A 19,072-nucleotide genomic window follows, 5' to 3' on the forward strand; every position below is an offset into this window, starting at 1 on the left:
TCACCACACAATCAGCATTACAAAGGCCAGACATACGCAAAGCGTAAAGAGTGACAGATCCATTAACAGGGGATGCCAGATTTCGCCGGAGTAAATCCAGTCGCGTAGCAGGCGATGAACAATCAGCCAGAGAATAAATCCTGCTACAAACGCCTTGAAAACAGGAGGGAAGTAGACAGATGCTCCGATCATTAAATCTTGTAGGGGCAATCCTGTTGCATTAAACATAAACTTCACGGGCAAAATCCTTGGCGGAAGAGAGCATTGCTATAGGTTTAGCAAAAAAGAGACAATGAGTCTCTGTAACGCATAATGTCTGAAAAAATGTCAGCCGGTAAGCAAATTTGGCAATACATTTGCTGCACACTATTCTAAAATCAGCATAATAACTTAGCAAGCTAATTATAAGGAGATGAAATTGGAATCGCCATTAGGTTCTGATCTGGCACGGTTGGTGCGCATTTGGCGTGCTCTGATTGACCATCGCCTGAAACCTCTGGAGTTGACGCAGACGCATTGGGTTACGCTGCACAACATTCATCAATTGCCGCCTGATCAATCGCAGATTCAGTTGGCTAAAGCGATTGGCATCGAGCAGCCTTCGTTGGTACGCACGCTTGACCAGCTGGAAGAAAAGGGACTCATTTCACGACAGACTTGCGCCAGCGATCGTCGGGCTAAGAGAATTAAACTGACAGAAAAAGCAGAGCCGCTGATTGCAGATATGGAAGCGGTTATCAACAAGACGCGTGGAGAAATTTTGGAAGGGATTTCAGCTGAGGAAATTGATCTGCTGATTAAACTGGTCGCCAGACTGGAACACAATATTATTGAACTGCAGTCACAGGGCTGAAACGATAAGATGACGTGTGGCCAGAGCCTGACCACACGTGAATTCGATTAGCGTGGAGACACGGTAACCTGGCTGCCGTTGTTAGCCATAACAACGCGCTGGCCAGCTGAGAACTTGGTCGCACCCTGTTTCTGAACCACCATGATGGTATTACCGTCGTCCTTACGGATTTCCAGTTCTACACCCTGGGTTTTATTCATCGCACCTTGTACGCCTTGACCCGCTACGCCACCGGCAACTGCGCCAGCCGCCGTGGCTAATGAACGACCCGTACCGCCGCCGACGGTGTTACCCAGGAACCCGCCGAGTACCGCACCACCAATGGCGCCAATCACGTTTGCGTCATCGCCACCCTGGATTTGCACCGGACGAACATGAACAATTGTACCGTAGGTAACGTTCTGAACTTGTTTCGCTTCGGATGCGGTGTATACGTCGCCTGAAAGGCTATCATTGTTAACGCAGCCCGCCAAAGATACACCCATTAATGCAACAGTCAGCACACGTTTAATCATTTACAAATCTCCTTTAACACCACGAAACGCTAATAAAGCACCCTTCATGGCTAAATTATATGGCACTTGTGAGCCTAAGGTCACATGTTCTACTGGAACAATATGAAAATCTTAACCGAAATCGGATATACCGAGTATAAACGAATCATTCATATAATTGATGTAATAAAGCGTCCATTGTAATGATTAGCCCTCAAAAATCATTAAGGAAGCATGGCATTAGTCGGCACTTTATGGTTGAGTGTCAAGGCTAATTTGCTTAAAAGGATGACATATGAAATCGGGCCGTTTTATCGGTGTAATGTCTGGAACCAGCCTTGATGGCGTCGATGTTGTGCTGGCGACAATAGATGAAACGATGGTTGCGCAACAGGCGAGTCTGACCTGGCCTATCCCTCTCCATATAAAGCAGGCGATCCTGGATATCTGCCAGGGGCAGCAGCTTACGCTATCGCAGTTTGGCCAACTTGACGCACAGCTCGGTTATCTGTTTGCCGAGGCTGTGAATGCGCTGTTGGCACAGGAAAAATTGAAACCGCATGAGATCGTTGCGATTGGCTGTCATGGGCAAACCGTGTGGCATGAACCGACGGGAATCGCGCCGCACACGCTGCAAATTGGCGACAACAATCAAATCGTCGCGCGTACCGGGATAACGGTGATCGGCGATTTTCGTCGCCGCGATATCGCTCTCGGCGGGCAGGGCGCGCCGTTGGTTCCCGCTTTTCATCAGGCGCTGTTGGCTCATCCAACGGAGCGGCGGATGGTGCTAAACATCGGCGGAATTGCCAATCTGTCTCTGCTTATCCCACAGCAACCCGTTCGCGGTTACGATACCGGGCCGGGCAATATGCTGATGGATGCCTGGATCTGGCGGCAATGCGGCCAACCCTATGACAAAGATGCGCAGTGGGCCACATCGGGAACGGTGATCCTGCCTTTACTGCAAAATATGCTTAACGATCCTTATTTTTCTGCGCCTGCGCCGAAAAGCACTGGCCGCGAGTATTTCAATTATGGCTGGATAGAACGTCATATGGCGCAGTTCCCGGGAATAAGCCCGCGGGATGTGCAGGCGACGCTTGCCGAACTGACGGCCGTGACCATTTCCGAGCAGGTCTTGCTAAGCGGAGGCTGTGAACGGCTAATGGTATGCGGCGGCGGCAGCCGTAATCCGCTGCTGATGATGCGTCTGGCGGCGTTATTGCCAGGGACAGAGGTCACTTCAACCGATGAGGCTGGGATCAGCGGCGATGATATGGAGGCCCTGGCTTTTGCCTGGCTGGCGTGGCGAACGCTGGCGGGATTACCGGGAAATCTGCCTTCCGTGACCGGCGCATCAGAACCGAGCGTTTTAGGGGCGATTTATCCTGCTAACCCACGAACTCAGAGTTAACTGAAATTATTCAGCGCCATATGTCGATAAACTAGGGATATTAGGGAGGGTGCCATTACCCTCCAGGACCAGGAAAGTCTTCAGGATATGGCTATGAAAAAACTGTTGTTAGTGTGTCTGCCGGTACTACTTAGCGGGTGCAGCGTGTACAACCAATTTGTCGAGCGTATGCAAACGGATACGCTTGAATACCGCTGTGACGAAAAACCGCTTACCGTGAAGCTGAACAATACCCGGCAGATGGCGAGTTTTGTTTATGATAATCAGCTATTGAACCTCAAACAGGGCGTGTCGGCATCAGGTGCTCGCTATACCGATGGTATTTACGTCTTCTGGTCTAAAGGCGATGAGGCAACGGTCTATAAACGAGACAGAATTGTGCTAAATAACTGTCAGTTACAGAACCCGAAGCGTTGAGATTTTCACCTGGGCGGCGCACAATAGCGTCACCCACTGACAATCCGTAGCCAACATCATGTCTGATAACGACGAATTGCAGCAAATCGCGCATTTGCGCCGTGAATACACGAAAGGCGGTCTCCGCCGCCGCGATCTTCCCGCCGAGCCCCTTGCGCTGTTCGAGCGCTGGCTGGGGCAAGCCTGTGACGCCAAACTGGCCGATCCCACTGCGATGGTCGTTGCTACCGTCGATGAAAACGGTCAGCCTTATCAGCGTATCGTGTTGCTCAAACATTATGATGACAAAGGGCTGGTTTTCTATACCAACCTCGGTAGCCGTAAGGCACATCAGATTGAGAAAAACCCACGCATCAGCCTCCTGTTTCCCTGGCATACGCTGGAACGGCAGGTGATGGTGATCGGCAAGGCTGAGCGCCTATCCACGCTGGAAGTGGTGAAATACTTCCACAGTCGCCCACGTGATAGCCAGATTGGCGCCTGGGTCTCTAAGCAATCCAGTCGGATCTCCGCGCGCGGTATTCTGGAAAGCAAATTCCTCGAACTGAAGCAGAAGTTTCAGCAAGGTGAAGTTCCACTGCCCAGTTTCTGGGGAGGCTTTCGCGTGAGTATTGAGCAGATGGAGTTCTGGCAGGGTGGCGAAAACCGTCTGCACGATCGTTTTTTATACCAACGCGAAGATAACGCGTGGAAAATTGATCGCCTGGCCCCCTAAAGATGCAAAATTCTTGTTTTAAGCGCTGGTGCTGAACAATCCGGCGCTTTATTCTATGTTTCTTTCGCATCAGGCGAAAAGTCGTGTACCGGCTAAGGTGCAGTCGTTTTATACATGGAGATTTTGATGGCAAGCAGTAACTTGATTAAACAATTGCAAGAGCGGGGGCTGGTGGCCCAGGTGACGGACGAGGAAGCGTTAGCAGAGCGACTGGCGCAAGGCCCGATCGCGCTCTATTGCGGCTTCGATCCTACCGCTGACAGCTTGCATTTGGGGCATCTGGTTCCATTGTTATGCCTGAAACGCTTCCAGCAGGCAGGCCATAAACCTGTCGCACTGGTGGGTGGCGCAACCGGTCTGATTGGTGACCCGAGCTTTAAAGCCGCCGAGCGTAAACTGAATACCGAAGATACCGTGCAGGAGTGGGTGGATAAAATCCGCAAACAGGTTGCGCCGTTCCTCGATTTCGACTGTGGCGACAACTCGGCGATTGCTGCGAACAACTATGACTGGTTTGGCAGTATGAATGTACTGACTTTCCTGCGTGATATCGGCAAACACTTCTCCGTTAACCAGATGATCAACAAAGAAGCGGTGAAGCAGCGTCTGAACCGTGACGATCAGGGGATCTCTTTTACCGAGTTTTCATACAACCTGCTGCAGGGTTATGACTTTGCCTGCCTGAACAAACTGCACGGTGTTGCGCTGCAGATTGGCGGTTCTGACCAGTGGGGCAACATTACTTCGGGTATCGATTTGACCCGTCGTCTGCACCAGAACCAGGTGTTTGGTCTGACCGTTCCGTTGATCACTAAAGCTGACGGTACGAAATTCGGTAAAACGGAAGGCGGCGCTGTGTGGCTGGATCCGAAGAAAACCAGTCCGTACAAATTCTACCAGTTCTGGATCAATACCGCCGATGCGGATGTTTATCGCTTCCTGAAATTCTTCACCTTCATGGACATTGAAGAGATCAATGCGCTGGAAGAAGAAGATAAAAATAGCGGTAAAGCGCCGCGCGCCCAGTATGTTCTGGCTGAGCAAGTAACGCGTCTGGTTCACGGCGAAGAAGGTCTGGTAGCGGCAAAACGTATTACCGAAAGCTTGTTCAACGGTAATCTGAGCGATTTGAGCGAAGCGGATTTCGAACAGCTGGCGCAGGATGGCGTGCCGATGATCGAGATGGACAAAGGTGCCGATCTGATGCAGGCGCTGGTGGACTCCGAGCTGCAACCTTCTCGCGGCCAGGCACGTAAGACTATCGCGTCTAATGCGGTGACCATCAACGGTGAGAAGCAATCCGATCCGGAATATTTCTTCCAGGAGAGTGATATCCTGTTCGGGCGCTACACCTTACTGCGCCGTGGCAAGAAGAACTATTGTCTGATTTGCTGGAAGTAAGATTTAGTTAGCAGGGGCGTGGGAAACTACGCCCCTTTATTTTTTCAGGGTTGTGGTAAGTAAAATGAAGAATATCCTCGCCATCCAGTCCCACGTTGTTTTTGGTCATGCGGGCAACAGTGCAGCAGAATTTCCAATGCGTCGTCTTGGCGCAAATGTCTGGCCGCTGAATACCGTTCAGTTTTCTAACCACACACAGTACGGCAAATGGACCGGTTGCGTTATGCCGCCGAGTCATCTGACTGACATTGTCCAGGGCATTGCCGATATCGATAAACTCCAGACTTGTGACGCAGTACTGAGCGGCTATCTTGGCTCGGCTGAACAGGGCGAGCATATTCTGGGTATTGTACGCAAAGTAAAAGCGGCCAATCCGCAGGCGAAATATTTTTGTGACCCGGTGATGGGCCATCCGGAAAAAGGGTGTATCGTCGCGCCGGGCGTAGCGGAGTTTCATGTGCGCCATGCGCTTCCGGCCAGCGATATTATCGCCCCGAATTTAGTTGAGCTCGAAATTCTGTGCGAGCATGCGGTGAACAATGTCAATGAGGCCGTGGCGGCAGCGCGTGAGCTCATCGCTCAGGGACCAGAAATTGTGCTGGTGAAGCATCTGGCTCGCGCGGGTATCAGCGCAGATCGTTTCGAGATGCTGTTAGTTACTGCTGAACAGGCGTGGCATATCAGCCGACCGTTAGTCGATTTTGGCGCACGTCAACCGGTTGGCGTGGGTGATGTCACCAGCGGCTTATTGTTAGTTAAACTGCTGCAGGGCGCGTCTTTACAGCAGGCGCTGGAGCACGTGACGGCGGCGGTGTACGAAGTGATGATTGCCACCAAAAAAATGCACGAGTATGAGCTGCAGGTCGTGGCTGCGCAGGATTGTATCGCGAAGCCTGAACACTACTTCAGCGCGACGCAGCTGTAACCAATGCCCGATGGCGCTCACGCTTATCGGGCCTGCGTTTGGCTGTAGGCCGGGTAAGCGCAAGCGCTACCCGGCAACAACAATTAATTTAACCCTTCTGCTTTCAACGCCGCGGCAACCGCCGGACGTTCAGCCATACGCGCCATATACGCATCGATATTGCTTAATCCTGCCATATTCAGCTTAACCGCATAGGCCCAACGCAGCACGGTGAACAAATAGGCGTCCGCAATGCTGAAGCGCGAACCGCAGATCCATTGGTTATCTTGCAGCGCGTCGTTCACATACTGCATTTTTTTCTCCAGCAGCGCGCGAACGGTTGGCTTGAAGTCTTCCGGCGTATCGGGACGGAACAGTGGGGTAAAGCCTTTATGCAGTTCTGTCGCAATGTAGTTAAGCCATTCAATGGTTTTGTAACGGGAGAGGCTGCTGGTCGGGGCAAGGAGTTGACGGTCTGGAACGGTGTCCGCCAGGTATTGCATGATGGCGACGCCTTCGGTCAGTAGCGTACCGTCATCCAGCAGCAGCGCGGGAACTTGCCCTTTTGGGTTTACCGCGAAAAAATCATCGCCGTTTTCCAGACGCTTCTTCATCAGATCAACACCATCCAGCGTGAAATCTTTACCGCTCTCACGAAGTGTGATGTGGGAAGCAAGAGAACAAGCGCCCGGTTTGTAGAACAGTTTCATCGGTAACTCCTTTTGGCTGAGGTATATCGTATGGTAGTGCTAGCTCAGGCAAAAAAAAAGCCGCTAACACCAGTTAGCGGCCTGAAAAAGAGTTTCCCTGAGAATTACGCTGTCGCGGCCTTAGAGGCTTTCTCATTGACGTCATCGTCCTGAGTCATACGATTCAGTTTCGGTGCCGTCAGTAGCATCAGAACAGCGATAACAGCCGTAGCAACACCAATCTGCAGGAACACACGACCGTAGACTTCAAGGGACATCAGCGGGTCAGTGACGTTCTCTGGTACAGCCATCATGTTGGCTACGTAACCACCGATGATGTTTGCACCGGCAGTAGTCAGGAACCAGCTACCCATGATGAAGCCCATCAGGCGTTGCGGAACCAACTGAGCCACCATTGCCAGACCCAGACCGGAGATCATCAGTTCACCGATACTTTGCAGACCGTAGCAGATGATCAGCCAGTTAACGGAAACGATGCCCGCATCGGTAGCGAATTTAGCACCCAGCGGCAGGATCAGGAATGCACCGGAACACAGCACCATACCAATCGCAAACTTGGTTGGCATCGGCAGGGTATCGCCCATCTTGTTATAGATAGCGGCGAGGATTGGGCTACCAATGATGATCCAGAACGGGTTCAGTGCCTGGTACTGCTCAGGTTCGAAAGCAATGCCAAGAATAGAGTGCTCAACGTTACGAATCGCGAAGAAGTTCAGTGAGGTCGGCATCTGGCTGTACAGCACGAAGAAGATAATCGCTTCCAGCATCAGAATGAAGGCGACGATCATTTTACGACGCGCAGCACCGTGCATGGTGAATGCTTCTTTACCGAAGATAAACACGATACCCAGAGCAATGACGCCCAGAACCATACGTGCGATCTGCTGGTTGTGCAGCAACCAGGTTGCAATCGCGATCAGCACCACGACGCCAACAATAGTCAGCAACAGGTTACGGAAGTTGATCGGCTCAAAGTCAGGTTTAGAACCGTACTGTTTAACCCAGCGCTGACAGAATGCGAAGTTAACAACGGTAATCAGCATACCCACGACGCTCAGAGCGAACGCGGTGCTCCAGCCGTAATGCGCAGCCAACCACGGTGTTGCCAGCATAGAGAAGAATGAACCGATGTTGACGGACATGTAGTACATGGTAAATGCACCATCAAGACGCGGGTCATCTTTGGCATAGCAGGTAGAGAGCAGGGATGATGGGTTTGCTTTAAACAGGCCGTTACCGACCGCGATGGCCGCCATGCCCATATAAACGATACCCGCATCGTGACCAGACCATGCTACCAACGCATAACCGATGGCCAGGACAACGGCACCCAGCATAATGACACGTTTTGTACCCAGAACTTTATCACCTAACCAGCCGCCAATGGCAACCAGACCGTACACCAGGGCGCTAAAGGACGAGAAAAGGGTGATGGAATCCGCTTCTGACATACCCAGTTGTTTAACCAGGTAGACGGCCATAATTCCTTGCAGGCCGTAATAACCAAAACGCTCCCACAGCTCAATAGAGAAAATGAGATAGAACGCTTTTGGTTGTTTGAAGGCGTTTAAACTCACGCTTTCTGTTGGTTTATTGTTTGCAGTAGACACTTTTACCTCTTTTTTTACATCCCATATCAACGGGGGTGTTCAGGCACGTGATGAGTCAAGTTCATCCGTCCGATTGTTATAGTGGGAGGGGAAACGGCAAGTAATGTTCACTATCTTGACCATTCAGACAAGTGGTTTGTAATAATCTGTTACATATATCATGACTGGTGAAATCGTCGGGACTGTGAAATGTTATCTAGCGTTAAATTTCTTCATTTGAAAAATGGCAGATTTTTACACTGTTTAATCAGGGTAAAAACCGCAATGTGGCGATATGTTCTGCTATTTGCGCTTGAATCCAGTGATATAGGCCATGATCTGAAAAATAGCCAGTGTAATGTTTTGTTTAGAAACTGTTCAGTTAGGTCATCTGATTGTCACTTTAACTAAAAAATAAATATTTTTTAACATTATGTTATCTGGATGATCTGGATCACGTATAGATAGAAATTTCTTTTACTAAAAAAACGATTAACCTGCTCAGGTGTTAATTAACAAGAATATTGCATTAGATATGGGCGGTTGAGCGGCATCATTGTCGGGAAAATAAACTCAGGGGAGTGCATAACTAATCGTTATGTTAGCGAGGGGCAAGCAGTATGCCCCGGCAGCATCAGATATCGACTTTCTCTTTGAATTCGCAAAGATCTTCGATAATGCAGGAACCGCAGCGCGGCTTTCTGGCTATACAGGTGTAGCGGCCATGAAGAATTAACCAGTGATGGCAATCGACTTTAAATTCACTGGGTACGACTTTCAGCAGCTTCTCTTCAACCTGCTCAACGTTCTTACCTGGGGCGAACTGGGTACGATTACAAACGCGAAAAATATGGGTGTCTACGGCAATAGTGGGCCAGCCAAAGGCGGTATTTAACACCACATTAGCCGTCTTTCGCCCAACCCCGGGCAGGGCTTCTAATGCGGCCCGGTCTTCAGGCACTTCACCATTATGCTGCTCCAGCAGAATGCGGCAGGTTTTAATCACGTTCTCCGCTTTGCTGTTAAACAAACCGATTGTCTTGATGTAGGACTTAACCCCTTCAACGCCAAGCTCCAGCATCGCGGCTGGCGTATTGGCGATGGGGTAGAGCTTAGCCGTCGCTTTATTGACGCTGACATCGGTGGCCTGCGCGGAGAGCAAGACTGAAATCAGCAGTTCGAACGGCGATGTAAAATTTAGCTCGGTTGTCGGATGCGGATTGTTCTCACGCAGGCGCGTCAGTATTTCCAGCCGTTTTGCTTTGTTCATTACACATTCCCTGTTTCACCAGCCGGACTGTCCGTGACAGCCGCCTCGGCACGACATTTCTTCATTTTCTCATCAATCAGATACTTAACAGCCAGCATCAGACCCAGGCCAATAAACGCGCCTGGTGGCAGCATGGCCAGCAGAAACGGCGTATCGGTATGAAAGATCTCAACGCGCAATACTTTGGCCCAGCTACCCAACAAACCCTCTGCGCCATCAAAGAGTGTACCGTTACCAATTATTTCACGTAGCGAGCCCAGAACAAACATGGCGCCAGTTGCGCCCATGCCGATGGAAAAACCATCGAGTGCGGATAGCGCAGGGCCTTTTTTGGCTGCGAAGGCTTCAGCGCGGCCAACAACAATACAGTTGGTCACAATCAGCGGGATAAAAATGCCCAGAGACTGATACAGGCCAAAAGCGTAGGCATTGATCAACATTTGCACCGCGCTCACCACGGAGGCGATGATCATGACATAAATCGGAATACGTATTTCAGGCGGTGTCCAGCGACGAAGGGCAGAAATCGTCAGGTTCGTCAGCGTCAGGACGAGCGTAGTCGCGAGTCCCAGGCCCAGCGCGTTAGTGGCGGTCGAGGTAACGGCCAACAGCGGACACATCCCGAGTAACTGCACAAGCGCGGAGTTATTTTTCCATAACCCTTGGACAATAACGTCTTTAATTTCGCTCATGGTTTATTCTCCACAGGCGCTAAGTTGAGGAAGTTTCGCGGGCAGCGTCTGCGCATACAAACCGGCGCGTTTTACTGCATTAACTACCGCACGTGGCGTAATGGTTGCGCCAGTAAACTGGTCAAAGTCGCCGCCGTCTTTTTTCACCGCCCAGTGAGCGTCGTTACCCGCAGCGATCGTTTTGCCGCTAAAGTGTGTGATCCAGTCGGACAGTCGCAGTTCGATTTTATCACCCAGCCCTGGCGTTTCATGATGTTCGGTCACCCGCGTACCCAACACGGTACCCGAAAAATCGACACCAACCAGCAGTTGAATAGCCCCGGAATAACCATCTGGCGCCGTAGCTTCAAGAATTGCTGCAACGGGACGATCGTCCTGGCGGGCAATATACACTCGGTGAGTGCCTTTACCCAACGCCTGCGCATCGACCAGATAACAACTTTCTGACAAGTTATTATTGTAGCGATCGCCTGGCAGAACCTGATCGAACAGCGTTTTTTGCTGCAGCGCGGCCTGTTCATCAATGGTGGACTTGGTTAATTGATTGATTGCCGCGGTTAACCCCGTCGAGCCCGCTGCAAACAGCGCCAGAGTAATACCGTGTTTACGAATCGTTTTCAGCATAGGGAGTCCTTAGCGATGTCCGTACACGCGAGGGCGGGTGTAATAATCAATCAGGGGAACCGTGATATTTGCCAGCAATACGGCAAAAGCCACGCCATCAGGATAACCGCCAAAACTGCGAATCAACCACACTAACAGGCCCGCAAGTGCGCCAAAAATCAGGCGACCACGGTTGGTAGTTGATGCTGTAACGGGATCGGTAAGAATAAAGAATGCACCCAGCATGGTCGCGCCGGAAAGTAGGTGCAACTGGGGCGAGGCCAGCGAATCTGGCGAGAAAATCCAGCCTAAAGTGGCACAAACTGCGAGCGACAGCAGGAAGCTAACCGGGATATGCCAGCGAATCGCTTTCTGCCATAGCAACACGACGCCGCCCACCAGCCAGGCAAGGTTAACCCACTGCCAGCCAGCACCTGCAAGCATGCCGCTGTAGATTGGGTATTGCATCACCTGCTCAACAGTACGTCCCGCATGCAGCGAAGTCTTAAAGGTATCGAGAGGTGTTGCCTGACTGATACCATCAATACCCATACGCAGCGTGTTCATATCCCCGCCGCTGGCGGTATGTCCGCTAAAGATAACGTTCAGGGCGTCAAAAAAACCAGGCACAGTCGCCGCAATTTCATGCGGCGGCAGCCAGCTTGTCATCTGTACCGGGAATGAGATAAGCAGCACCACGTAACCAATCATGGCGGGGTTAAACGGGTTCTGACCGAGGCCGCCATACAGCTGTTTAGCAATGATAACGGCGAATACCGTGCCTAAAACTACCATCCACCAGGGGGCGAGCGGGGGAATACTCACGGCCAGCAGTAACCCGGTGAGCAATGCGGAGTTGTCTTTTAAAATCGCGGCAATGGGTTGTTTGCGCAGTTTAAGCACGCCCGCTTCGGCGGCGATAGCGCTGATGGCGGCCAGAACTATCTGGAACAACGTACCCCAGCCAAAGAACCACAGCTGAGCGGCGATCCCCGGCAATGCAGCCAGTAATACCAGCATCATGATACGCGATGTCTGGCGCTGGTTATGGGTATAAGGGGAGCTTGCTATTCTGAATACCATTTATTCCTCGTTTACAACCTGCTGCTGGGCGGCTTTCTTTGCCTGAGCGCGTGCAATAGCGGCCGCGACGGCGGCTTTACGCGGATCCGCCGGTTCGACTGTTTCCGTAACCGCCTGCTGCTCGAGCTTGCGAGCTTTGGCGCGGGCGATAGCCGCTTCCACGGCGGCTTTACGCGGATCCACCGGTTCGGCTGTTTCCGTAACCGTCTGCTGCTCAAGCTTGCGGGCTTTGGCGCGGGCGATAGCCGCTTCCACGGCGGCTTTACGCGGATCCACCGGTTCGGCTGTTTCCGTTACGGTTTCCTGCTCAAGCTTGCGGGCTTTGGCGCGAGCGATTGCCGCTTCCACTGCAGCTTTACGCGGATCCACCGGTTTGGCTGTTTCCGTTACGGTTTCCTGCTCGAGTTTGCGGGCTTTGGCGCGAGCGATTGCCGCTTCCACTGCAGCTTTACGCGGATCGATCTCTGTGCTGCTGCCTCCAGCTTGGGGAGGGTTTTCCATCCGGGTTGCGCGAGCTTGCGCCTTACGCGCCTCGCGTGCGGCAATCACGGCACTATTGTCTGGTTTTTCGCCAGCCTGAATGACCACCGGCTGCATTGCCTGAGCCTGCTTTTCTTTTACGCGAGCCAGCGCGGCGGCAATGGCATCATGATCTTTAGCCGCAGGCTGAACGGCAGCGCTTTTGTGACGTTCAAGACGTGCTGCTTTTTCACGTTCGAGTCGCGCCTGTCGGGCTTCAAATCGCGCTTTCGCTTCAGCGGCACGTTTTTCTTCCTGACTAATGGCATAAATCTCGGCTTTTTCCTGACGGAAATACTGAACCAGTGGAATATTGCTTGGGCATACCCAGGCGCAGGCACCGCATTCAATGCAGTCCGCGATATTGTGCGCCGTTGCTTTGTCGTGCTGCTGCCCTTTACTGAACCAATAAAGCTGTTGCGGCAGGAGATCGGCCGGACAGGCATCGGCGCATGCGCTACAGCGAATGCAGCCTTTCTCTTCCTGCGTTTCTCCCATTTCACTGGCAGAGGGCGCCAGAAGACAGTTGGTTATCTTCACCACCGGTACATCCAGCCATGGCAGCGTAAAGCCCATCAGCGGCCCGCCCATAATCACCATCTGGTCGGCGGAAGGGCAAAAGCCCGCGTCGTTGAGCAGATGACGAACCGGCGTGCCTAAACGCGCCCAGACGTTGCCCGGACGGCTGACGGCTTCGCCGGTCAGCGTCACGACACGCTCGGTAATCGGTTCTCCGTCAATCACCGCACGTTTAATCGCGTAGGCGGTTCCAACGTTTTGCATCAGCACGCCGATATCTGAGGAGCGTCCCCCGTGGGGAACCTGCTTGCCGGTCAGGATTTGCGTTAACTGTTTGGCCCCGCCTGACGGGTACTTGGTGGGGATCACGCGTAAGCTGATATCGTGTGAATCAGCCAGCACCGCGCGCAGCATGGAAATTGCCTGTGGCTTGTTATCTTCAATGCCCAGTAGAATTTCGCGTGGCTGAAGAATATGCGCCAGGATGCGGATACCTTCGACGACCTGCGCCGCGCAGTCCTGCATCAGGCGGTCATCAGCCGTAATGTATGGCTCGCATTCAGCAGCGTTAATGATCAGCGTTTCAATTTTATCTCCGCCGCCCTGCAGCTTAACGCCGGTGGGAAAACCCGCGCCACCCAGTCCGGCGACGCCGAACTGGTGAATACGTGCGATCAGCTCTTCCCGGCTGCGGGAACGGTAATCGGCCCAGCCGTCTCGCTCAATCCAGCGATCTTCGCCATCGGCGTCAATAATAACGCTCAGCTCAGCTAATGCCGATGGATGTGCAGTAGAATGCGGCGCAATAGCAACAACGGTGCCTGACGTTGGCGCATGTACCGGAAGCATTTTACCACGCCCAAGGGTTAACGCCTGACCACGCAGCACGGTGTCGCCAACGTTTACGCACAGCTCACCCTCCGCGCCAATATGTTGTTTCAGCGGAATAACAAAGCGTGGCGCCAGCGGAACCTGTCGCAGCGGCGTACCGTTCGACTGGGTCTTCATTTCTGGTGGATGAATGCCGCCATCAAAGTCCCAGATTTTGTTTTTTCTGATTGCAGAGAATAACTTAAACATGTTGTTCCACGGGAATGATGCGCACAGGGATGGTGTTTAAATCCCATTTCCAGCTATCAGGTGTCTCGGCCACCGGGCGTAATTCGATACATTGCGTCGGGCACGGATCAACGCACAGGTTGCACCCGGTGCAGAGATCGCTCATCACCGTGTGCATGGCGCGGGTCGCGCCCACGATCGCATCAACCGGGCAGGCCTGAATGCACTTTGTACAACCGATACAGTTATTTTCATCAATGACCGCCAGCATACGCACGGGGGTAACATCGTGTTCATCACCATCAATCGGCTGCGGGTCGACGTTCAGCAGGGCGGCAATTTTTAACATCACCGCTTCGCCTCCGGGTGCGCAACGGTTGATTTTTTCGCCCTGAGAGCCGATCGCTTCAGCGTAAGGATGACAGCCCGGATAGCCGCATTGTCCACACTGGCTTTGCGGGAGAATTTCATCAATTTTCTCCACGACAGGATCATCTTCGACGGCAAAACGTCGTGAGGCGTAACCCAAAATAGCGCCGAACGCCAGACCCAGTAGACTCACTGCGGCAACGGCAATCCAGATAGCATTCATTACAACTTCACCAAACCACTAAAGCCCATAAAGGCCAATGACATTAAACCAGCGGTAATCAGCGCAATCGCATTACCGCGAAACGGAGCAGGCACGTCCGCCACGGCGAGGCGTTCGCGGATGGCGGCGAACAGTACCATCACCAGCGAGAAGCCGACGGCGGCGGAAAAACCGTATAGCGCCGACTGTAAAAAGTTATGACCGAGATTGATATTCAGTAACGCCACGCCTAATACCGCGCAGTTAGTGGTGATCAGCGGTAGGAAGATCCCCAACAGGCGGTAAAGTGCAGGGCTGGTTTTGCGTACAACCATCTCGGTAAATTGCACGACGACGGCGATGACCAGAATAAAAGCCAACGTGCGCAGATAGATGAGATTGAGTGGAATGAGGATCCAGGTGTCAATCAGCCATGCGCAGATGGATGCCAGTGTCATGACAAACGTCGTGGCAAGGCCCATACCCATTGCGGTTTCCAGTTTTTTGGAAACGCCCATAAACGGGCAGAGCCCCAGAAACTTGACCAGTACAAAGTTATTGACCAGTACAGTTCCGACAAACAGCAGCAGGTAATCAGTCATTTTTCGGCCTGAAATAAAAAAGCCGCCTATTATCTGACAATCTACAACAGGCGACAACAGGTTAACTGTAGGGTTATTACGGATTCACAAACGTCGATTTAACGCGTTGCGAGCGTTTGAAATAGGGCACCAGCAGTGCTGCAGCCAGCAATGGGAACAGCAGTTGGCGCACGGCAAAGGCGTCCGGAACCGGTGAAAACGCAAACGCTTTAATCGCCAGTAACACGGAGATCAGCAGCCATAGAATATAATGCTTAGGCACACAGGCTCTGCGTTTGAAAAACGCAATCGTCAGCCACAGCGTGTAATACCACATGGCAATCGCGGTAATAAAAGAGACGCCCCATAACAGCAAATTTGCCGTACTTTGCGCACCCAGCGTTTGGAAGGTTTGCGGTGTAGCCAGCGCAGTGACATAAAGTAATAACGCCAGCGAAGCGCTCAACAATGCGACTAACAGCCAGGCCAGTGGCCCAAGTAGCCAGCCCCCGATACGTTGTGCCGGTGTGGTAGTCATCTCTTCTCCAGGTTTACGCGCGCAATCAAACATGCCATTCATTTTGGGGCAATTATTATAAAGCTTTTAACGTTGAGCGCTACTTTCTTCTTTATTGCACGTAATGCCAGACTGATTTGGGTACCTGACCAACATCAAACAGACGACCTCCTGAGATAAGCTCCGCACGGCGATGGTCTGCAGCGCGATACATATTGATAATGTCGCTATCGTCGGTGAGCGTGTAGTTAAGATGGTCGAACAGTTTTTCCAGACTTTCGAGTGAACTGATTTTGCGGAATTTTAATAAGTAATCCTGAACAGTCATAAATGGAAATCCATATTAATAAAATAATACCAACGGAGTAGTAAATATAAATAATAAACAACATGCACAGGTAAAAGCGGATTGACGCGCAAATGTGAGAAGAGTGTTCATACCTGTGGAAAAGCAGGCGCTATGCGCACCTGCGGTAAGGGTAACGCGCTTCGCTACAGCAGGCAATATGCACCGGAGTGGGATGCGGCATTATTCTCTTTTTTTGACAAAATTCGATCTTTTGCAGCCAACCCCTGCCGTTACTCGATGTTAATTGCCGGGTTATAAGGGACTGCAGATGCTTATTTCTTCTGCACAGCAGCAACGGGCTCCGGTGGCTGGTAATTGTCAATATGATTGGCAACACCCAGCAGGATCACAGAGACGGTGAGAACAATCCAACCTGCTAATTCAATAAGACGATTCATTACTGATGACATTTGCTTTGATTTATCCATAAACACAGGCTGCAAATGTTACTAATCTCTCAATAATACAGCAAGATAATTGGGAACGATTTCTCCCTCTTTTTCGCTGCAAGTTAAGCATAAGTGGCATATGTTTGACTTAAGTTAATAAACAACCTTTGTAGCGCAATGGTTATTAAACTATTGAGACGTTGCAGGGTATGGTGTGAAATAGGTCAGTCCTGAATTGAGAGGCTATAACATGAGTGACAACATCCGCGTTGGGCTAATTGGCTATGGTTACGCCAGTAAAACCTTCCATGCCCCCCTGATTGTGGGCACACCGGGCCTCGAACTGGCTGCGGTTTCCAGTAGTGATGAAGCAAAAGTGAAGGCAGACTGGCCAACGGTGGCGGTTGTTGCTGAGCCTAAACACCTTTTTAACGATCCGAATATCGACCTGATTGTGATCCCCACGCCTAATGACACTCACTTCCCGTTAGCGAAGGCTGCACTGGAAGCGGGCAAACATGTGGTTGTTGATAAGCCTTTTACCGTGACACTGTCACAAGCACGCGAACTGGATGCGTTGGCGCGTAGCCTTGGCCGCGTGCTGTCCGTTTTCCATAACCGCCGCTGGGACAGTGATTTTCTGACGTTGAAAGCCCTGCTGGCGGATGGCGTTTTGGGGGAGGTGGCGTATTTCGAATCCCATTTCGATCGATTCCGCCCCCAGGTTCGTGACCGCTGGCGTGAACAGGGGGGGCCGGGAAGCGGCATCTGGTATGATTTAGCACCGCATCTTCTGGATCAGGCGATTAACCTGTTTGGTTTGCCCGTCAGCATGACGGTAGACCTGGCTCAGCTCCGCCCAGGTGCGCAAGCGACGGATTACTTCCATGCCATCCTGACTTATCCGCAGCGTCGTGTGATTCTGCACGGCACCATGCTCGCTGCCGCTGAGTCGGCCCGTTATATCGTGCACGGTTCGCGTGGCAGCTATGTGAAGTATGGTCTTGACCCGCAGGAAGAGCGCCTGAAAAATGGCGAGCGACTGCCTCAGGAAGACTGGGGTTACGACATGCGCGATGGCGTGTTGACGCGAATAGAAGGCGAAGAGCAGGTTGAAGAGACCTGGCTGACTGTACCGGGTAATTACCCGGCGTACTATGCTGGCATTCGTGATGCGCTAAATGGTCATGGTGAAAACCCGGTACCGGCGAGACAAGCTATTCAAATCATGGAGCTGATTGAGCTGGGTCTTGAATCGGCGAAACATCGCTCGACGCTGTGCCTTGCCTGATTAGGCAAATGCCGGATGGCGATGCTCAGCATCTCATCCGGCACTTTAACCGTCACGCTGCGGCGACTTTCTCGCGCAGGGCACGTTTTTCTTCGTTACTCAGAAATGCCATTTCCAGGCCGTTGATTTGCGCCTGACGGATCTGTTCGCGCGTGAGTCCTGCCGCTGGCGCGGCAATGGTGTACTCGTGAATAATATCCACACCCTGTACCGCCGGATCGTCCGTATTCAAACTGGCTAAAACGCCATGCTCAAGGAATGTTTTCAGCGGGTGGGTTGCCAGAGAGGCGACGGTGCTGGTCTGAATGTTCGATGTCAGGCAGGATTCGATGCCGATACGGTGTTCGGCGAGGTAATCCATCAATGCACGATCTTCAACGGCTTTTACGCCGTGACCAATACGTTCTGCGCCCAGCTCTTTAATAGCCTGCCAGATACTTTCTGGTCCCGCGGCTTCGCCCGCATGCACGGTAATACGCCAGCCGGCGTCGCGCGCCTGATTGAAATGCGACAGGAACAGACTGCCCGGGAAACCGAGTTCGTCACCCGCCAGATCCAGTGCCGTAATATGGTCACGGTGGGCTAACAGCGCATCCAGTTCCTGCAGGCAGGCGGCTTCGCCAAAGGTACGGCTCATAATGCCAATTAAGCGAGCTTCGACGCCAAAGGTCTTGCAGCCCTCGCGAACGCCGGCAATGACGGCTTCAACCACGCCCGCAACGGGGAGTTGATGTGCCATCGCCATATAGCCGGGTGAAAAACGTAATTCTACATAGTGCAGGCCGTTACGTGCTGCATCCTCAATATTCTCAAATGCCACGCGGCGACACGCATCCAGCGAGGCCAGTACCTTCACGCCCCAGTCGAGCTTGGATAAAAAGCTCACTAAATCCGGCTCAGTTGATGTGACTTGCACATGAGGGATCAGCGTTTCCAGCGTTTGTGCCGGAAGCGTTAAATTGAACTGACGACCCAGATCCAGGATCGTTTGGGCACGGATGTTACCATCAAGGTGGCGATGGACGTCGGTCAGGGGGAGGGAAGTATCAATCATGGTCGCACTCGTGTATTTAGGTAAAGTGCGTCGTATTATATGAAAAAATCGGGATAAAAAGCTATGTTGCGCAAT

22 protein-coding genes are annotated in these 19,072 nt (G+C 52.0%); 7 read left to right on the forward strand and 15 right to left on the reverse strand.

All coding sequences use genetic code 11. The features are described 5' to 3' along the window. A complete protein-coding gene (locus tag GPJ68_RS11490; protein WP_016152997.1) occupies positions 1–237 on the reverse strand; it encodes a DUF1656 domain-containing protein in 237 nt (78 codons plus the stop codon). A 175-nt stretch (positions 238–412) separates the two neighbouring features. On the opposite strand from GPJ68_RS11490, the gene slyA reads away from it, so the two are divergent. After that, positions 413–853, forward strand: coding sequence for a transcriptional regulator SlyA (gene slyA, locus GPJ68_RS11495; RefSeq protein WP_019076732.1), 441 nt, complete (start codon positions 413–415; stop codon positions 851–853). Between the two features lie 47 nt (positions 854–900). Here the strand turns inward: slyA and slyB are convergent, their stop codons facing one another. Continuing rightward, complete coding sequence (gene slyB / locus GPJ68_RS11500) at positions 901–1,368, reverse strand: outer membrane lipoprotein SlyB (RefSeq protein WP_016152998.1); 468 nt, start codon at positions 1,366–1,368, stop codon at positions 901–903. 274 nt (positions 1,369–1,642) lie between these two features. Here slyB and anmK point away from each other — a divergent pair, with 274 nt between their 5' ends. The 5 genes from anmK to pdxY all read left to right on the forward strand — a co-directional run bounded on the left by anmK (position 1,643) and on the right by pdxY (position 6,222). Next, entirely contained in the window at positions 1,643–2,764 is a 1,122-nt protein-coding gene (anmK, locus tag GPJ68_RS11505; RefSeq protein WP_016156434.1) for an anhydro-N-acetylmuramic acid kinase, read from the forward strand. Between the two features lie 87 nt (positions 2,765–2,851). Further along, positions 2,852–3,181 carry a C-type lysozyme inhibitor gene (mliC, locus tag GPJ68_RS11510; RefSeq protein ID WP_085951051.1) on the forward strand — a complete coding sequence of 110 codons (330 nt, stop codon included), beginning with the start codon at positions 2,852–2,854 and terminating at the stop codon, positions 3,179–3,181. Between the two features lie 58 nt (positions 3,182–3,239). Next, positions 3,240–3,896, forward strand: coding sequence for a pyridoxamine 5'-phosphate oxidase (pdxH, locus tag GPJ68_RS11515; RefSeq protein ID WP_003029169.1), 657 nt, complete (start codon positions 3,240–3,242; stop codon positions 3,894–3,896). A 126-nt stretch (positions 3,897–4,022) separates the two neighbouring features. Further along, positions 4,023–5,297, forward strand: a complete 1,275-nt coding sequence (gene tyrS / locus GPJ68_RS11520; protein ID WP_003836431.1) for a tyrosine--tRNA ligase — start codon at positions 4,023–4,025, stop codon at positions 5,295–5,297. A gap of 64 nt (positions 5,298–5,361) precedes the next feature. Then, positions 5,362–6,222, forward strand: a complete 861-nt coding sequence (gene pdxY, locus GPJ68_RS11525; protein WP_019076734.1) for a pyridoxal kinase PdxY — start codon at positions 5,362–5,364, stop codon at positions 6,220–6,222. Positions 6,223–6,305: 83 nt separating this feature from the next. Here pdxY and gstA read toward each other — a convergent pair whose 3' ends face one another. The 12 genes from gstA to blr form a co-directional block, all read right to left on the reverse strand. Further along, complete coding sequence (gene gstA / locus GPJ68_RS11530) at positions 6,306–6,911, reverse strand: glutathione transferase GstA (protein ID WP_016153002.1); 606 nt, start codon at positions 6,909–6,911, stop codon at positions 6,306–6,308. Positions 6,912–7,015: 104 nt separating this feature from the next. Next, the gene (gene dtpA, locus GPJ68_RS11535; protein WP_016153003.1) at positions 7,016–8,521 is read right to left on the reverse strand and encodes a dipeptide/tripeptide permease DtpA; all 1,506 of its coding nucleotides are present in this window, start codon (positions 8,519–8,521) and stop codon (positions 7,016–7,018) included. 613 nt (positions 8,522–9,134) lie between these two features. Further along, positions 9,135–9,770 (reverse strand): endonuclease III, encoded by a 636-nt coding sequence (gene nth, locus GPJ68_RS11540; RefSeq protein WP_016153004.1) that lies wholly within the window; start codon positions 9,768–9,770, stop codon positions 9,135–9,137. Beyond that, on the reverse strand, positions 9,770–10,462 hold the full coding sequence (locus GPJ68_RS11545) for an electron transport complex subunit E (RefSeq protein ID WP_180837353.1): 693 nt from the start codon (positions 10,460–10,462) through the stop codon (positions 9,770–9,772). The genes nth and GPJ68_RS11545 overlap by 1 nt, the downstream gene beginning before the upstream one ends. 3 nt (positions 10,463–10,465) lie before the next feature. Further along, entirely contained in the window at positions 10,466–11,086 is a 621-nt protein-coding gene (gene rsxG, locus GPJ68_RS11550; RefSeq protein ID WP_047358431.1) for an electron transport complex subunit RsxG, read from the reverse strand. Positions 11,087–11,095: 9 nt separating this feature from the next. Beyond that, positions 11,096–12,148, reverse strand: a complete 1,053-nt coding sequence (gene rsxD, locus GPJ68_RS11555; protein WP_094169213.1) for an electron transport complex subunit RsxD — start codon at positions 12,146–12,148, stop codon at positions 11,096–11,098. Beyond that, the gene (gene rsxC, locus GPJ68_RS11560; protein WP_104652098.1) at positions 12,149–14,266 is read right to left on the reverse strand and encodes an electron transport complex subunit RsxC; all 2,118 of its coding nucleotides are present in this window, start codon (positions 14,264–14,266) and stop codon (positions 12,149–12,151) included. Next, entirely contained in the window at positions 14,259–14,837 is a 579-nt protein-coding gene (gene rsxB, locus GPJ68_RS11565) for an electron transport complex subunit RsxB (protein ID WP_006684670.1), read from the reverse strand. The genes rsxC and rsxB overlap by 8 nt, the downstream gene beginning before the upstream one ends. Beyond that, positions 14,837–15,418 (reverse strand): electron transport complex subunit RsxA, encoded by a 582-nt coding sequence (rsxA, locus tag GPJ68_RS11570; RefSeq protein WP_003029144.1) that lies wholly within the window; start codon positions 15,416–15,418, stop codon positions 14,837–14,839. The genes rsxB and rsxA overlap by 1 nt, the downstream gene beginning before the upstream one ends. Positions 15,419–15,494: 76 nt before the next feature. Then, the gene (locus tag GPJ68_RS11575) at positions 15,495–15,935 is read right to left on the reverse strand and encodes a DUF2569 domain-containing protein (protein WP_016153009.1); all 441 of its coding nucleotides are present in this window, start codon (positions 15,933–15,935) and stop codon (positions 15,495–15,497) included. A 91-nt stretch (positions 15,936–16,026) separates the two neighbouring features. Then, complete coding sequence (gene ydgT, locus GPJ68_RS11580; RefSeq protein WP_003832804.1) at positions 16,027–16,242, reverse strand: transcription modulator YdgT; 216 nt, start codon at positions 16,240–16,242, stop codon at positions 16,027–16,029. 293 nt (positions 16,243–16,535) lie between these two features. Further along, complete coding sequence (blr, locus tag GPJ68_RS11585) at positions 16,536–16,661, reverse strand: division septum protein Blr (protein WP_019076739.1); 126 nt, start codon at positions 16,659–16,661, stop codon at positions 16,536–16,538. Positions 16,662–16,902: 241 nt separating this feature from the next. Here blr and GPJ68_RS11590 point away from each other — a divergent pair, with 241 nt between their 5' ends. Beyond that, positions 16,903–17,943: an oxidoreductase gene (locus tag GPJ68_RS11590; RefSeq protein WP_016153010.1), complete on the forward strand. Its 1,041-nt coding sequence runs from the start codon at positions 16,903–16,905 to the stop codon at positions 17,941–17,943. A gap of 52 nt (positions 17,944–17,995) precedes the next feature. Here GPJ68_RS11590 and add read toward each other — a convergent pair whose 3' ends face one another. Continuing rightward, positions 17,996–18,997, reverse strand: coding sequence for an adenosine deaminase (gene add, locus GPJ68_RS11595; RefSeq protein WP_016153011.1), 1,002 nt, complete (start codon positions 18,995–18,997; stop codon positions 17,996–17,998). Positions 18,998–19,072: the final 75 nt, after the last annotated feature.

Origin of the sequence: Citrobacter sp. 172116965 (assembly GCF_013458095.1) — a bacterium.
In the GTDB taxonomy this organism is placed as follows: domain Bacteria; phylum Pseudomonadota; class Gammaproteobacteria; order Enterobacterales; family Enterobacteriaceae; genus Citrobacter; species Citrobacter braakii.

What these genes read in the sequence shown, in the direction of transcription:
- rsxD (WP_094169213.1), bottom strand. Translation starts at nt 12,148, where the DNA reads ATGGTATTCAGAATAGCAAGCTCCCCTTATACCCATAACCAGCGCCAG.
- gstA (WP_016153002.1), bottom strand. Translation starts at nt 6,911, where the DNA reads ATGAAACTGTTCTACAAACCGGGCGCTTGTTCTCTTGCTTCCCACATC.
- mliC (WP_085951051.1), top strand. Translation starts at nt 2,852, where the DNA reads ATGGCTATGAAAAAACTGTTGTTAGTGTGTCTGCCGGTACTACTTAGC.
- GPJ68_RS11575 (WP_016153009.1), bottom strand. Translation starts at nt 15,935, where the DNA reads ATGACTACCACACCGGCACAACGTATCGGGGGCTGGCTACTTGGGCCA.
- slyA (WP_019076732.1), top strand. Translation starts at nt 413, where the DNA reads ATGAAATTGGAATCGCCATTAGGTTCTGATCTGGCACGGTTGGTGCGC.
- rsxG (WP_047358431.1), bottom strand. Translation starts at nt 11,086, where the DNA reads ATGCTGAAAACGATTCGTAAACACGGTATTACTCTGGCGCTGTTTGCA.
- rsxC (WP_104652098.1), bottom strand. Translation starts at nt 14,266, where the DNA reads ATGTTTAAGTTATTCTCTGCAATCAGAAAAAACAAAATCTGGGACTTT.
- anmK (WP_016156434.1), top strand. Translation starts at nt 1,643, where the DNA reads ATGAAATCGGGCCGTTTTATCGGTGTAATGTCTGGAACCAGCCTTGAT.
- ydgT (WP_003832804.1), bottom strand. Translation starts at nt 16,242, where the DNA reads ATGACTGTTCAGGATTACTTATTAAAATTCCGCAAAATCAGTTCACTC.
- GPJ68_RS11590 (WP_016153010.1), top strand. Translation starts at nt 16,903, where the DNA reads ATGAGTGACAACATCCGCGTTGGGCTAATTGGCTATGGTTACGCCAGT.
- rsxA (WP_003029144.1), bottom strand. Translation starts at nt 15,418, where the DNA reads ATGACTGATTACCTGCTGCTGTTTGTCGGAACTGTACTGGTCAATAAC.
- add (WP_016153011.1), bottom strand. Translation starts at nt 18,997, where the DNA reads ATGATTGATACTTCCCTCCCCCTGACCGACGTCCATCGCCACCTTGAT.
- blr (WP_019076739.1), bottom strand. Translation starts at nt 16,661, where the DNA reads ATGAATCGTCTTATTGAATTAGCAGGTTGGATTGTTCTCACCGTCTCT.
- rsxB (WP_006684670.1), bottom strand. Translation starts at nt 14,837, where the DNA reads ATGAATGCTATCTGGATTGCCGTTGCCGCAGTGAGTCTACTGGGTCTG.
- GPJ68_RS11545 (WP_180837353.1), bottom strand. Translation starts at nt 10,462, where the DNA reads ATGAGCGAAATTAAAGACGTTATTGTCCAAGGGTTATGGAAAAATAAC.
- slyB (WP_016152998.1), bottom strand. Translation starts at nt 1,368, where the DNA reads ATGATTAAACGTGTGCTGACTGTTGCATTAATGGGTGTATCTTTGGCG.
- pdxY (WP_019076734.1), top strand. Translation starts at nt 5,362, where the DNA reads ATGAAGAATATCCTCGCCATCCAGTCCCACGTTGTTTTTGGTCATGCG.
- pdxH (WP_003029169.1), top strand. Translation starts at nt 3,240, where the DNA reads ATGTCTGATAACGACGAATTGCAGCAAATCGCGCATTTGCGCCGTGAA.
- nth (WP_016153004.1), bottom strand. Translation starts at nt 9,770, where the DNA reads ATGAACAAAGCAAAACGGCTGGAAATACTGACGCGCCTGCGTGAGAAC.
- tyrS (WP_003836431.1), top strand. Translation starts at nt 4,023, where the DNA reads ATGGCAAGCAGTAACTTGATTAAACAATTGCAAGAGCGGGGGCTGGTG.